Origin of the sequence: Limisphaera sp. 4302-co, from assembly GCF_049537155.1 — a bacterium.
Lineage (GTDB): Bacteria > Verrucomicrobiota > Verrucomicrobiia > Limisphaerales > Limisphaeraceae > Limisphaera.
In genome coordinates this window covers 318,937-333,299 of the sequence record NZ_JBMVQZ010000001.1, presented here as the reverse complement: position 1 = coordinate 333,299, position 14,363 = coordinate 318,937, and the positions used below count along the sequence as shown (strand labels likewise).

10 protein-coding genes are annotated in these 14,363 nt (G+C 66.0%); 6 read left to right on the top strand and 4 right to left on the bottom strand.

Translation table 11 applies throughout. The features are described 5' to 3' along the window. The first annotated feature begins 459 nt into the window (after window positions 1-459). The 3 genes from ACPDIX_RS01190 to ACPDIX_RS01180 all read left to right on the top strand — a co-directional run bounded on the left by ACPDIX_RS01190 (window position 460) and on the right by ACPDIX_RS01180 (window position 4,726). A complete protein-coding gene (locus tag ACPDIX_RS01190; RefSeq protein ID WP_423429940.1) occupies window positions 460-2,211 on the top strand; it encodes a hypothetical protein in 1,752 nt (583 codons plus the stop codon). Between the two features lie 533 nt (window positions 2,212-2,744). After that, window positions 2,745-4,058 carry a hypothetical protein gene (locus ACPDIX_RS01185; protein WP_423429939.1) on the top strand — a complete coding sequence of 438 codons (1,314 nt, stop codon included), beginning with the start codon at window positions 2,745-2,747 and terminating at the stop codon, window positions 4,056-4,058. A 254-nt stretch (window positions 4,059-4,312) separates the two neighbouring features. Then, window positions 4,313-4,726: a DUF3568 family protein gene (locus tag ACPDIX_RS01180; RefSeq protein ID WP_423429938.1), complete on the top strand. Its 414-nt coding sequence runs from the start codon at window positions 4,313-4,315 to the stop codon at window positions 4,724-4,726. A gap of 63 nt (window positions 4,727-4,789) precedes the next feature. Here the strand turns inward: ACPDIX_RS01180 and ACPDIX_RS01175 are convergent, their stop codons facing one another. The 3 genes from ACPDIX_RS01175 to ACPDIX_RS01165 are packed head-to-tail and all read right to left on the bottom strand — an operon-like array spanning window position 4,790 to window position 8,053. Further along, window positions 4,790-6,007 carry a 2-oxo acid dehydrogenase subunit E2 gene (locus ACPDIX_RS01175; protein ID WP_423429937.1) on the bottom strand — a complete coding sequence of 406 codons (1,218 nt, stop codon included), beginning with the start codon at window positions 6,005-6,007 and terminating at the stop codon, window positions 4,790-4,792. 10 nt (window positions 6,008-6,017) lie between these two features. Beyond that, window positions 6,018-6,983: an alpha-ketoacid dehydrogenase subunit beta gene (locus tag ACPDIX_RS01170; RefSeq protein ID WP_423429936.1), complete on the bottom strand. Its 966-nt coding sequence runs from the start codon at window positions 6,981-6,983 to the stop codon at window positions 6,018-6,020. Then, on the bottom strand, window positions 6,980-8,053 hold the full coding sequence (locus ACPDIX_RS01165; protein WP_423429935.1) for a thiamine pyrophosphate-dependent dehydrogenase E1 component subunit alpha: 1,074 nt from the start codon (window positions 8,051-8,053) through the stop codon (window positions 6,980-6,982). The genes ACPDIX_RS01170 and ACPDIX_RS01165 overlap by 4 nt, the downstream gene beginning before the upstream one ends. A gap of 129 nt (window positions 8,054-8,182) precedes the next feature. Between ACPDIX_RS01165 and folE2 the strand changes: the two genes are divergently transcribed. Next, complete coding sequence (folE2, locus tag ACPDIX_RS01160) at window positions 8,183-9,073, top strand: GTP cyclohydrolase FolE2 (RefSeq protein ID WP_423429934.1); 891 nt, start codon at window positions 8,183-8,185, stop codon at window positions 9,071-9,073. Window positions 9,074-9,139: 66 nt separating this feature from the next. On the opposite strand, the gene ACPDIX_RS01155 is transcribed toward folE2, so the two are convergent. After that, window positions 9,140-11,182 carry an ATP-dependent helicase gene (locus ACPDIX_RS01155; protein ID WP_423429933.1) on the bottom strand — a complete coding sequence of 681 codons (2,043 nt, stop codon included), beginning with the start codon at window positions 11,180-11,182 and terminating at the stop codon, window positions 9,140-9,142. 147 nt (window positions 11,183-11,329) lie between these two features. Between ACPDIX_RS01155 and ACPDIX_RS01150 the strand changes: the two genes are divergently transcribed. Continuing rightward, complete coding sequence (locus ACPDIX_RS01150) at window positions 11,330-12,754, top strand: HEAT repeat domain-containing protein (protein WP_423429932.1); 1,425 nt, start codon at window positions 11,330-11,332, stop codon at window positions 12,752-12,754. Next, window positions 12,744-14,363: a response regulator gene (locus tag ACPDIX_RS01145; protein ID WP_423429931.1), complete on the top strand. Its 1,620-nt coding sequence runs from the start codon at window positions 12,744-12,746 to the stop codon at window positions 14,361-14,363. The genes ACPDIX_RS01150 and ACPDIX_RS01145 overlap by 11 nt, the downstream gene beginning before the upstream one ends.

Below are 14,363 nucleotides of genomic sequence, written 5' to 3'. Positions count from 1 at the left end.
CGACACGGGCATCGTGACAGGTCTGCGACCGGTTCCCAGGATTCGTTTCAGGGAGCCGAGAGAGAATCTGTTGACGAGAGAGAGAGAGGGAGCCAAGATTGGCGTCGCAGTCAATGGCTGCGCGATTTGCCATCTTCAGAACCCCAGCCGACCCGTCGCCGACTCCTGATTCTTTGCATCATTCCGCCGGGATCCGGCTCGTGTGCGCGGACTCGCTCGCCACTGGTCATCGTGTGGTCACTGCCCGGTCCCGACTGTCGGTCCATCCGAACGAAGAGCTCGCTGATTCACCGCCGCTTTGCTGGATGCAACTGCGGGCAAATCCATGTTCGACGGTTCCCCAGCGCAAAATCCGTCACACAGACGTCGAGTGCCTGAACAGCCTTGGCAGAGGTGCGGTGTATCGAGAAGCGCATCTGCTAGGTCACCGCTTCAGGGAGTTTCACGGGCCGCCCGACGATGGAGGAATCGAACATGTACGATGAGAAGGCCACCGTCGGCATGCAGCTCCGGCCACGGGAGACCTCCTGGGGCGGGCAGGGGGATATGGTTCTCCTGCACAGAGTGGCTGCGGGACTGTTGGTGGCCACGGCTGTGACCAAGGTGGCTTCGATCGCGTTGAAGTTCAGAGCCCATCCTGACCTCTTCACGGTCCTCAATCCCGTCTTTCCGTTTATTCCTGCCGCAGCTTTCCTGTTGTTGGCTGCTGCGGTCGAGTTGTTACTGGCCAGCCTGCTGTGGAGAGGCAGAGGAAGGTCATGGGTGACGGGCCTGCTCGGCTGGTTCGTCAGTCTCGCCTGGTGGTATCGCTGGCTTTACTCGCTGGCCCTTCCGGGTGCCTCCTGTGGCTGCGGCGGCTATTGGTCCGCATCCATCCAGAAAGCAGCCGACCATGGATCAACGGTCGTTTTGGTCTTTCTCACGGCCACGGCCGTGGCGGGTTGGCTCGCTCGCATGGCTCAACGACGTGCGGATATCCGGCATCCCGCCGGGCCGGGCGGAACAAGAGCCGGTGCCAGCCCGATCCGGGGCATGGTGATGCTTGCATCCATGCTCGGTAGCGCCTCTCTGCACGGCCGCAGTGCAGAAGCCTACTACGAAGTGCGTCTGGAAGGCGGGAGCAGCTCCTACCGCAGCGCCCCCACCTCCCGGCAAGACGCTTCGTCCACGCTTCAAGGCAGGGCCAGAAAGCGTTCATGGACTGCTCGCGTCGTGTTTGGAGGCCGTTTTTGGTTGATCGAGAGCCGGTTCATCCCCAACGCGGTCCAGTACCATTACTGCGATGGCACCAATGTGTATGAATTGGTGGAGTTCTACCCGTTGCCAGCGGAACTGGCGGCGGTATATGGCCAGCGGTATGGAGCTCCTCCGCCCGGCCCGGCACCTGGCGAGGAGGTTCCCCAGTACCACGTGCGAGTCATTCCGGGAACGGTCCCGCTGGATCACAGCGGAGTGACACTGCTCTGGATGGCCTTTTGTTCGCCTTTCCATCCCCTGGACTGGGGGAGTGGAATCCCCTTGAGCGCGGATGCATTGGCGGACCCGGACGCGTTCGCCTACCGGACCGAGGTTCATCGGTTCGAAGATCGTGTGGGGCTCCCCGAATCTGTCCGGTTTTACAAGTCGAGTGCCCGCCTTCGTGTCTCGGCGAACCGGCCGGTGCGTATCCGCAGCTCCTGGTCTCGGAAGCACCTCACTTCGGTTTTGCTGCGGGAGTTCCGACTCGAAGACGGGTTCCTCGCCGCGCACTATTACGTGGTTGCCGCAACCAACCTGGACGGCATCCACATTCCCCTGGAGTTTGAAATGGGGTTTTATCGGAGGGTCGCCGGCGGGGCAGCCGAACTCAGGGGACTGGATCAAGGCCGCGTGACATTGCTGACATATTGCGCGGCGCCGCAATGGCCCGTGAAGGAGGTGGGCAGGGTGCAGGTGGATGATCATCGTTTCCGTCATCCCAGAAAGCTGGTGGATTACATCAGCTACTTCTCCGAGGAGGGCCGGATTCCGCCGGTCAGCGATCCACAGTTGCATCGGCTTTTCGAGCAACAGGCTGCCGCCGCCCCGTGGGATCCTGCACTGGTGCAGCGTTTGGGAAACATCGGGTTCTGGGGGTTGTTGGCAGCTCCACCGGCTGTAGCCGGGACACTCTGGTTGATTCGAAAATGCACGCACAGAACAGCAACGATGAAGCAGGGAGGAAGAACATGAAAACGACAAGGCGAGCCATCCTATACAGTGTCTTGATCTGCACGCTCGGAGCACTGTGGTCTGCGGGTCTTGTGGACCTCGGAGGTTTCAGGTGCCAGAACGCCGCGTATGACTCGTGGGGTTGTCCCTCCAACCATGCGCCACGCGCCGAATGCGAGAATGATACGGAATGCTACGTGGCCAGACGAAATTCATCTACATGGTGGATGTGTGTGGCTACTGGTAATCGTGCGGACCGCTGCGTCTATACCAATTACAGTTCGAAAGGAGTGGAAGTGCGGATCTATGTGAAAGAATGTCAGTGGAGCATGGACGGTTCTCTCAATACATACTGCCAGTGTGAGACTCCCGAGCCCAATGAAAAGCCGGCGGCATGGGGCCACGAGCACTGGCAGTGCCGGTAGCGGCCAGGAACAGGTTGGCAATCCGGGCTGCCCAGGAGCCGGCCCGAATGGCACGAACCAGCCGATGAATCAGGATGGCAGCCAATGCCAGGTGTTCGTGAATCCGGTGCTGGAGCATGGTGGTTGCTCGTGGCGGCCAAGCTCTGGTTCTTGATATGGGCGGCGATTGGGTGTCTGGCTCCTCTTCAACAGGAGACGTTCGCGGGCGCCCATGCACGATGGATGTCGGGTGACGAACCGACGCTGGCAACCCGGGTGGCGGCGTGGGATGCAGCCCATTACCTGAAGTTGGCCCGTGTGGGGTATGAAAGCGGGGACTTGAGCTGCGCGTTCTATCCGCTCTGGCCCATCGTGCTCCGGCCTTTCCTGGCATTGCCGGGAGACGGTCCGGTCTGGGCGGCATGGATCTTGGCAAATGCCCTCTCCGCCGCGGGCCTGTTTTCGGTGTACGAACTGTGGAGACGCCGGTTCGGACCGGCCGTGGCCCGGGACGCGTGGTTGCTGCTGTTGTTTTATCCAGGTGCACTGTTCTTTTCGGTTCCTTATTCCGAACCCCTGTTTTTTGCCCTGATCATGCTCTTTTTCTGGGGATGCGAGACGGACCGCTGGCGTTGGGTGGCCTTCTCTGCGTTTTTGCTGCCGCTGGCACGTCCGATTGGGATTCTGGTGCTCTTGCCGTTGGTCTGGGTCCTGTGGGAGCGGGGCTGGCCGGCTGTGCCGCGGATCCGCCGGGCCGTCGCCAACCGCGGCAACCGGCTCGCGATGCTCCGGCAGAGTCGGCGGATCGAACAACCGAGGGCAGGAACCGCAAGTGAGGGGCTCACCAAGGGGCCAGCTGCCGGGGATTCGGCTCCGCGTGTGACGAGACCGGAACCCTGCGTTGGTGTGGAGCCGGCTGCCGCGTTGGCGCAGGGGATCAAGAGGTCCTCGAAGGGCTTGAATGGCTGGTTGGCGTGGGGGCTTTTGGGTGCCCTGTTGGCGGGGTATGCATTCTATTTCGTGCTGATGTACCTGTGGACGGGCAACGCGCTGGAGGGTTTCGATATTCAGAAGGTGTTGCCCAATGAACCGTCCATCGGTCACATCTTCAAACTGACCGGCTTTTGGCAGGCGTTGACCTCGGTCCAGGATCTGGACGGTTATTCAGAGGGCTTGTTGGATCGGCTCTTCTTCGTGGCGGCGGTGCTGAGCCTGCCTTGGTTGTGGCGGTTGGACAGGCCTTGGTTCAGTTACGTCTTGGGGGCGGGCCTGGTACCGGCGTTGACGACGTGGTTTTGTTCGTACCGGCGATATGCGGTCGTGCTGTTTCCGGTGTTTCTGGTCTGGGCATTCTGGCTGCGACGCATCGGGCCCAGGTGGATGTACTGGTACTATGTGATCTTTCTGGCCGGCCTGCAGGCGTGGGCCACCTTCAGTTTTTTCACGTTCCATTTCGCCGGGTAGCCCGAAGTGCCCGTGTCGCGCAGGTGCGGATGGGCGAACCGGCCGGGCAAAGCCGCACTCGAACGCGCGTGGCATGCGAACGGCAGGGTCCTGAAGAGATCGGGCTGTCCTTGGGGAGAGCCGGGGGTGCCTGAGGCGATCGGAGGTTGGTTCGACAGGTGATTCGATCGACGGCGGAGCGGCAGGAGCTTGCGCAGCCGCGGGTGCGATCCCGTCATTGACAAGCGTTCCGGCCGGGCCTTTCGTTGTCGGGCATGAATCGCGTGCGTGATCCAAGGCGGCTGGCTGGTCCGGTCTGGGGCCTGTTGTTGATGATCTCGATGTTGTCGAGCGGTTGTGTGGCGTTGTTGGTGGGCGGTGCGGCTGCGGCCGGTGCCGGGACCGTCGCGTACGTACAGGGGGAGCTGCGCAGCACGGAGGACGCCCCGTTCGAGCGGGCTTGGACGGCCGCGCAACGGGCATTGCGGGATTTGGAAATGCCCGTGACGGCTCAGGAAAAGGACGGTTTGTCGGGTCGGATCATCGCGCGGGCGGCTGGGGATCGGAAGGTAACCGTTCGACTGCGAAAGGTCACGGGGACAACCACGGAGATTCGGATTCGTGTGGGCACGTGGGGCGACGAAGCCGCGTCACGCCAGATTCTGGAAAGTATCCAGCGGCGGCTCTGAGCAGGAGAGGTGCGGTCCGGGACCGTGGTCCGGAAAGGGAGTGGCTCCGAGAGCGGAAGCGGTTCAGAGCCGATCCGGTTGGGCAAGGAAGTCGGCCACGCGGGTGAGGAGGCGTCCTGCTGCCCCGCCGTCGAGGACGCGGTGGTCGAAGCTGAGGGTGAGGTTGGCCTCCCAGACGGGTACGAACTGTTGTTTGCTGTGGCTCCAATGGGGGACGCGCCGGCCGGCGCCCACACCGAGGACCAGGGTTTGTTCCGGCAGCGGGATGGGCGTGGCCCAGGTGAGGCCGAAGGTGCCGAAGTTGGTGACGGTGGCAATGCCGCCGCCGGAGGCTTCGGCAGGCAGGCGGCGCTGTCGGGCCAACTCCAGCAGATGTTCGTACTGGGCCAGCAGCTCCTGAAGCGGGCGTTGATCCACGTTACGCAGCACGGGCACCAGCACGCCGTCCTCGACCTCGACAGCCCAGCCAATGTCGATGGATTTTGGATGGACGATGCGGTTGCCGACCAGCCGGCCGGCCGGGGCGCTGTTTTCAGCCAGTGCAAGGGCCAGCGCGCGGATGGCGTAGAGGGTGGGACTGGCCTTGATGCCGCTGCGTTTGCGGTGGGCCAGGATGGGATCCAGTCGGAACGGCAGCCCGACAGTGGCCAGGGGCCGTGTCCAGCTCCGGCGCATGGCGTCGGCCACGCTGACGCGCATGGGCGAGGCCTGGGTCATGCGGTGTTGTTCCAGGCTGGCGAGGAACCGCTCGAAGTCCTGGATGGTCACGCGGCCGCCTGCGCCGCTGCCGGCCACGCCAGCCAGGTCGGCTGCGTGCAGGCCGAGCTCGGCCATGCGCGCCTTCATGCGCGGGGACATGTAGCTGGCGCCGGTGGCGTTGGCAGGCACGGGCAGGCCCCGCACGGTGGGCTGGACGCGGTCGGTGGCGGTGGGCGTGGCGGGCTGGGTAAGGACCGGCCCGGGGGCCTCCTGGGCCGGTGCGGGTTGGCCCGCCGGCTGCGGCCCGGCCGGATGCAGTCCGGCGCGGGCGGCGTCCTCGACGGTGGCCTCGATGTAGCCCAGGACCGCGCCCACGGGATAGCTTTCGCCCGGTTTGACGAGATAGCGCTGAATCCGGCCGCGGCAGGGCGCGGTGACGTTCATGGCGGCCTTGTTGGTTTCGACCTCGATGATGTCCTGATCCGCCTCCACGCGCTCGCCTTCGCGGACCAGGAAGTTGACGATCATGGCCTCGGCGATGGACTCGCCCAACTGGGGCATGATGATCGGGATTTCCGGCATGGTGCTCAGGCTACAGTTGCAGGAGTTGACGTGCCGCGGTGGCGATGGAACGGGCGGTGGGTCGGTGCGCGGTCCAAAGGTTCGGGTGATACGGAATCGGGGTGTCCTTGGCGTTGAGCCTCTGGGGAGGGGCGTCCAAGAGGGAAAGTCCCTCACTGGCCACGCGGGCGATGACCTCGGCCGTCACGCCGCCCCAGGGCCAGGCCTCGCCCACGCAAAGGAGGCGGCCGGTGCGGGCCACCGAGGCCATGACCGTGTCGGTGTCCAGCGGTTTGACGGTGCGGAGGTCCACCACCTCCAGTTCCCAGCCTTCCTCGCGGAGTTCCTCGGCGGCGGCCAGGGCTTCATGGACCATGGCGCTGTAGGCGACGACGGTCAGGTCGCGTCCCTCGCGCGCAATGCGGGCCTTGCCGAGAGGCAATGCCTCGGTGGGCAACCGTTCCGCCTTGAGATGGTAGTAAAGGAACTTGTGCTCGCAGAAGATGACCGGGTCGTCCACGGCCACGGATTCGAGCAGGAGACTGTAGGCGTCCTCCACGGTGGCGGGTGTGACGACGATCAGACCGGGAAAGTGTGCGTAGACGGCTTCCAAGGTCTGACTGTGAAAGGGCCCGCTGCCGGAGGTGCCGCCGCTGGGCAGGCGGATGACGATGGGGCAGGGGACACCGGTGCGCCAGAAGAGGGTGGCGGCCTGGTTGACGATCTGGTTGAAGGCGACGCTGGAGAAGTCGGCAAACTGCATCTCCACGATGGGGCGCAATCCTTCGATGGCGGCGCCGACGGCGAATCCGACGATGGCATCCTCGCTGATGGGTGCGTCAATCACCCGGCCGGGGAATTCGCGTGCGAGGCCCTTGGTGGCTTTGAACGCCCCTCCGAAGGCGCCCACGTCCTGCCCGTAGATGAACACCCGCGGGTCCTCGGCCAGGGCCCTGGCCTGGGCCTCGCGGATGGCTTCGAGGTAGGTGATGCTCATGCCGGCAGCGCGTCCCGCTGATGCAGGGGGAGGGATTCCCAACCGTGAGGGGCTTCCACCAGGTGCGCCGTGGCCAGGGCGCGCCAGTCTTCCAGGCGCGGATCCGGTGCAGGTTCCTGCTGGACCCGGGCCACGGTGGTATCCACCTCTTCCTGGACTTCCCTGCGCCATTGGGCCAGTTCCTCCGGGGTGGCATAGCCGCGCTCGAGGAGTTGCTGTTCCGCCACGGGCAGGCAATCCCGTCCGAAGGGCATCTCGCGCAGGCGCGGGTCCATGTAGGTTGCGTCGTCGTGTTCGCCGTGCCCGGCCAGTCGGAGCAACCGGGCCACAACCATCTGGGGGCCGCCGCCAGCGCGTGCGCGTCCGACGGCCTCTTGCAGGCATTCGAGGCACGCCATCAGGTCGGTGCCGTCCACCCGATGGGCCTCGATGCCGTAGCCGATGGCCCGGTCGGCGAGGTCTTTGCAGGCGAACTGGCGGCTGGTGGGTGTGGAATAGGCGTACTGGTTGTTGGCGATGACCAGGACCAGGGGCAGGCGCTCGACGGCCGCCTGGTTGACGGCCTCGTGAAACGCGCCCGTGGATGTGCCGCCCTCGCCCAGGCAGGCCAGGCCGACCATGCCGGTCCGGCCACGGTAGCGCTTGGCGAACAGGGCGCCGTTGACGACCGAGATCATGGCGCCCAGGTGACTGATCATGGCCAGGTAACCCTGGCGCGGGTAGCCGCGGTGCACGTTGCCGTCACGGCCGCGCATGGGGCCGAGGCGGGATCCGAGGTAGGTGCGGAACAGGTCCACCAACGGTTCGCCGAAGGCCAGTCGCCCGGCGGCGTCACGGATCAGGGGCGCGTAGACGTCGCCCTCCCGGAGGGCGAGGGCCCCGGCGACGCTGAGCGCCTCCTGGCCACGTCCGAGGAAGACGCCTCCATGGATTTTTCCCGCGCGGTAGAGGCTGGCCAGCTTGTCTTCCGCCACGCGGGCCAACAGCATGAACCGATACGCCCGGCGGCAAAGGTTCTGGAACGAGGTGTCTGCCAGCGCGTCCTTCGCGCTGCCCGTTTCCCGTAGCATGGGGCCATGCTAGCGGGCCCGGCCCGGCGCCGGCAATTCTTCTTTGGCTCGCAGCCTTGATCGGGCAGGCGAATGGCCGGCCGCACCGCTGGATTTGGCAGGAGACACGGGCCGATCTACTTTAGGGCCATGTCGGTCAAAACCAAGGGTCACCGGGATCCCCAACTCCTCCGGAGCTGTCCCGGGCGGGCGGCCGGGGAGGAGCCGGGCGAGTTGTGCGACAAGCAGAACGAGCGGGATCACCGCGAGTTGCGGATCGACAAGGTCGGCGTGCGCGGACTGCGCTTTCCCATCGAGGTGCGCGACAAGGCGCACGCGCGGCAGCACACCGTGGCCACGATCGGCATGTTCGTGGACCTGCCCAAGGAGTTCAAGGGCACGCACATGAGCCGGTTTTTGGAGGTGCTGAATGCCCACGGCAACGTGGTCCACGTGGACAACATCCCGGAGATTCTGTTTGCGATGCAGAAGAAGTTTCACGCGGCCACGTCGCACATCGAGATGGAGTTTCCGTACTTCATGACGAAGCACGCGCCGGTGTCGCGACTGCCGAGTTTGATGGATTACACGGCGCGATTCGACGCGGCGGCGTGCGGGCCGGAGATTGATTTCGTGCTGACGGTCCGTGCCAATGTCACGACGTTGTGTCCGTGTTCGAAGGCGATCAGCAGCCGCGGGGCACACAATCAGCGGGGAACGGTGACCGTGGCGGTGCGGTTCACCAGGCCGGTCTGGATCGAGGACCTGATCGCCATCATTGAAGGTTCGGCCAGCTCGGACCTCTACGCCCTGTTGAAGCGGCGGGACGAGAAATACGTCACCGAAAAGGCGTATGACAATCCGGTGTTCGTGGAGGATCTGGTGCGGAATGTGGCCCTGCGGCTGAACGCGCATCCGGACATCACCTGGTACCGCGTGGAGGCCGAAAACCACGAAAGCATCCACAACCACAACGCTTACGCCTGCCTGGAACGGCGCAAGGAATCGGCGCCCGCGACGGCGCTCCGCCCGGCCACCTGACGCGCAGGCCGCGGGTGGGTGGGGCAACCGGGGGTGCCCGGGCGACCGGGCCGGTTGCACCCGATGTCACCAGTGGGGCGTGCGAAGTTCCCAGGTTTCCACCAGTTGCGGCGGGATTTCGCGCAGGAACCGGGACGGTTCCTGCAGAGGGCCGGTCTGGGAACCGCGCGCCCGGTGGAGCAGGGGAAAGGTGAGGTACAACTCGTTGCGGGCGCGAGTGACGGCCACGTAAAAGAGACGCCGTTCCTCTTCCTCACCCTCCTCGTCTTCCAGGGATCGTGCCGAGGGGAACATCCCCTCGCACAGCATGATGACGAAGACGACGTCGAACTCGAGTCCCTTGGCCTGATGAACCGTCGAAAGCCGCAGCCGGTTCGGTTCCATGCCGCCGGGCTGGTCGTCCTCGGCCTCCACGTTGGTCAGAAGCGCCGTTTGGGCGAGGAACTCGTGCACGTCATCAAAGCCCTCCGCGTAGAGGGCCAGTTGCTCGAGATCCTCCCGGCGGGACCGGTAATTGGAGTAGTTGAGCTTGAGATGCTCCTCGTAACCGGCCTTCAACACGGTCCGGATCATTTCGGCCGGTTTGCGCAGCAGTTCGGGGCGCTCGAGTTGTCTCATCAACGCCACGAGGTCGTCCCAGGCCTGGACGGTTTTTCGGCCGACTTCCCTCGTGCAGGCTGCGAGGGCTGCGGAGATGGAGCCCTCCCCGGCCGCGGCCCCGTCGGCCTCCAGCCGCGCCGAGGCCGCGTGCAGGTGGGATCGGAAGGTCTCCCACAAGCGGGCGGCCCCCTTGGCGCCAATCCCCGGCAGCATCTGCACCACCCGCTGGAAGGCGACGCTGTCCAGCGGATTCACCACCAGACGCAGGTGTGCGTTGACGTCTTTCATGTGGGCCTGCTCCAGGAACCGTACCCCGCTGGTGATGCTGAAGGGAATGCCGCGCCGCGTCAGTTCCATCTGCAGTTCCAGGGCATGATGGTGAGCCCGGTAAAGGACGGCCATGCGATCCAGCGGGGTGCCTGCTTCGTGGAGCTCGGCCACCCGCTGGGCGACAAAGGCCGCCTGCTGCGAGGCGTCCGTGCAGGCCACCACGGCCGGGCGCGGGCCCGAGGGCCGGACCGCGGTGAGTTCCTTGTGGAACTGATGGCGGTTGCCGAGGATGACCGCGTTGGCCACCTCGAGGATCTCGGGCGTGCTGCGGTAGTTGGTTTCGATCTTGAACACCCGGGTGCCGGGGTAGCGGTTGGGAAACTCGAGGATGTTGCGCGCGTCGGCGCCCCGCCAGCCGTAAATGCTCTGGGCATCGTCCCCCACCACCATCAGGTTCCGATGCCGCGCGGCCAACAGGTCGACGATGGCGCTCTGGACGACGTTCGTGTCCTGGTACTCGTCCACCAGAATGAACAGGAACCTGCGCTGCCAATAGTCGCGGAGGTCGGCCTGTTGTTCGAGCACCTCCAGCCAGCGCACCAGCAGGTCGTCGAAATCCATCACCCGGGTGGCGCGTTTCCGTTCCTCGTAGAGGCGCTGGATCTGCGTGATCCGGTCCGCCAGGCCGAGGAAATAGTCGAAATACCGGTCGAGCACGTCCGGAATGGACAGCCGCAGGTTGGCGGCCAGGGAGTAGATTTCGGCCAGCACCTCGGCCCGCGGGAATTTCTTGCGCTCGTCTTCGGAGAGGGTGTCGCGGATGCAGGTGTTGAGCAAATGGCGGGCATCTTCGCGGTCGAGGATGCCGAAATTGGGCTCGTACCCGAGTCTGTCGGCATGCAGGCGCAGGACGCGGTGTCCGATGGCGTGGAAAGTGCCGCCCCAGAGGGCGCCGGGCAGGCGGCCCAGCAGGGATTCCACCCGCTGCAACATTTCCCGGGCGGCCTTGTTGGTGAAGGTGAGCAAAAGAATGCGGTCGGGCGGCACGCCCTGTTCGAGGAGAAAGGCCACCCGGTAGGTGAGCGTCCGGGTTTTGCCGCTGCCGGCCCCTGCGATCACCAGGGCGGGTCCGGGAGGAGAGGTGACCGCCTCGAGCTGTTGCGGATTGAGCTCCCGCTGGTAGTCGATCCGCAACTGCGCCGGTGCACCGAACGGTCGCAATACGTATTCTTGCGCCATCCCTCCCATTGAAGAGAGACCCCGTGCGCCGGGCCAAGGCAAAAGACCCGATGCGCCATCCGCATGGGGAAGGGCCGGACGGAGCAGGTCCAACCGTGCAGCGGCATGGTGGCGGGATCTCCGGTTCAGCGCGGGGCCTGACCCGGGGTGGGACAGGCTCTCCGGGTGGACAAGCCGGCCTTCCTGACGCAGGATGAGCTTGTGTTGCAGGACTGGTGGTTGGAACGGTGCCTGGGCTCGCGCTCGGTCATGACGCGCCAGCGGGCCGTCGAGCGGCTGGCGGGGCGTGCCGATCCGGCGGCGATGCGGCTGTTGCGCCTGGCGGCCCAGGATCCGGACGCCGCGGTTCGCCGCGCCGCCATGAGCGCGTTGGGACAGGCAGGCTCGGACGAAGCGGTGCAGTTGCTGGCGGCCGGGCTCCGCGACGGGGACGAGCAGGTGCAGGAAACGGCGGTGCTGGCCCTGCGGCGGGTGGGGGGGCCGAACGCGGTGCATGCACTGTCCCGGGCCCTGGGACAGGGGAGCAGCCGCGTGCAGTTTCGCGTGGCCCAGGCATTGGAAGCCCTCGGTTGGCGCCCGGCAGGACCGGAAGAAGAAGCGGCCTGGTCGGTGGCCCGTGGCGAGTACGAGCGTGCGGCGGAGCTGGGCGGGGTGGCGCTGCCCCTGTTGGCGCGCCGGCTCCGCGAAGGCGAGTACGCGGAGCGACTGTCGGTGGTTCGCTCACTGATCCGGTGTGAAGACGCGGGAGCGGGATCCCTTTTGATGGAGGCGTTGCGGGACCCCGACGCGGCGGTGCGCACGGCGGCTGCGGAGGGGTTGGGTCTGCGCATGCATGCGCCGGCCGTTCCGGCCCTGATCCGGCTGTTGAAGGACCCGATGCCACAGGTGCGCGCGGCGGCAGCGGCCGCGCTGGGACAGTTGCGCGACGGCGCGGCGGTGGAACCCTTGATCCGTGCCTTGGAAGATGCCCAGTGGGAGGTGCGGGCGGCGGCACTGGAGGCGCTGGGGCGCCTGGGGGATCGCCGCGCCTTTCCCTCGGTGGCGGCACGTTTGGAAGATTCCGAGCAGGAGGTGCGGGAACAGGCTGCCGAAACCCTGGGCGTCGTGGGGGATGAAAGCGTGGTGGAGAAGCTGGTCCTCACCCTGATGGATCCACACAGCGGGGTTCGACAGGCGGCTGCACGCGCGCTTCACCGGATTGACCCGGGTTGGCAGCGTTCTCCCCGGGTACAGAACCTGTTGCCCACGCTTCAATCGGCGCTGCATCACCGGGATCCGGGCGTGCAGCTGGCTGCGGCTGGGTTGATCCGCCAGATCACCGGTCTGAGCCCGGGCGAGTTGGAGCGGCAGGGCGGGGCCCTGTCGCCGGTTCATCGGCGGGAGGCCGCTGCGCGGGCGCTGGAACTGTTGGCCGGGGATTTCGACGCGGCGGTGCGGCTGGCCGCGGTACGTGCCCTGGGCCGACTGGGGCTGCGCCGGAGTATCCCGGCCCTGCAGGCCCGTTTGAACGATCCCCACCCCAGCGTGGCCGCCGGGGCACACGAAGCTCTCCAACGTTGCCATGCCGGCTGACGCTCCCCCAACAGGTTCCCCTGGTGCAGCCCGACGACGGGTGTTGTTTGTGGACGACGACGCGGCGTTCCTGGAGGTCGTGACCGGGCTGATGACCGAGCTGAGCCGGGGCAGCTGGGAGATCCTGACCGCCCGTAATGCCAGTGAGGCGTTTCAGATGCTTCAGCAACGGCCGGTGGATCTGGTCGTGCTGGACGTGGAGATGCAGGCCATTGACGGCGTGCAGGTGCTCTCTTTGCTGAACCGGAGCCATCCGCACCTGCAGAAGGCCGTGCTGACCGGCTACGCCACGGAGAATTACCGGGCCGCCTGCCTGGCCCAGGGAGCCGAACTTTTTTTGGAAAAACCGGCCACTCCGGACGGTTGGGCCAGCGTGCACGCCGCGCTGCACCAGTTGATGGAATTCCCGCCCGAACGGGGCTTCCGTGGTGTGCTGCGCCGGGTGGGATTGACCGAGATCCTGCAGATGGAGTGCCTGGGGCGCAGTTCCTCGTTGCTCGAAGTCACCGCCGGCTCCCTGACCGGGCGCATCTTCGTCGAGGACGGCCAGATCGTCCACGCGGAGTTGGGTGAATACACCGGCGAAGCGGCGTTCCAGCGCATTCTGGCGTTGCCGGGCGGCCAATTCGTCGTCCATCCGTTGCGGGAACCGCCCGCGCGAACGATTCAGAACTCCTGGGAATTCCTGCTGATGGAAGCGGCCCGGGTCCAGGACGAGCTGCGGGCCGAGATGGCCGGAACCAGCCCGGCAGGCGAGGGTGCGCCCGTGGAGGCGGCCGGACCGGCCGTGGTGGAGGAACCGACCGGGCCGGACCGGGTGGCCGACCTGGCGGTTCCGGCGCCACCCGCAGGAGCGTTTCCCGAACCGGAACCGTCCCCGCAGGCCATCGAAGCACCGCCTGCACCGGCCGCCTCCGGGGCATCCGCGGCGGCACCGGCCGGCCAGGCCCCACCTCCGGAGACGACGCTGCCGGAAGCGACGGCCCTGGTCATTTGCGACGATCACGGCGAGCTGCTTTACGAATGGAACTGCCCCGATCGGGCTGCATGGGTCAACATCCTGGAGTTCGTGACGCAGAAGGCGCGGCGCTTGGCGCCGGCGGACGAGTTCGGCGAGTTCGATCGCATGGAGGTCTTCGAGGAGTCGGGCCGGCGGTTGATCGTCCTGCGTCCGGGATTCGCCGTGGCGCTGGCCTTCGGCGAGGAACTCCCGGCCCGCCCTGCGCGCACGCCGGCTCCGGGCCGACTGCGTGAGAACCCGGCCGCGTGGGGACAATGGCTGCGGCGCCAGTCGCTGCAACCGGGCGTGGTCCTGCGGGCCATCCGATTTGCCGACCGCAGCGTGGTTTCCGACCTGGACGCACGGGATTTTTCCGCCGCCTGGCTGGACCATGCAGGCCGGACCGTGCTGGACACGTACGAGGTGTTGCAGGCCCACCGGGTGCGGCCACTCCGACTGCGCTGGCGGTACCAACAGGTGACGCTGGACTGTGCACGACGCGAGAGCGGTGCCGTGCTGTTGCTGTTCCGCCGCAGCGCGGATCCCGTGCCCGAAGAGTCCGTGACCGCCCTGCTCGACGCTTTTCGCAGCCTGCCGGCGCCGGAATGA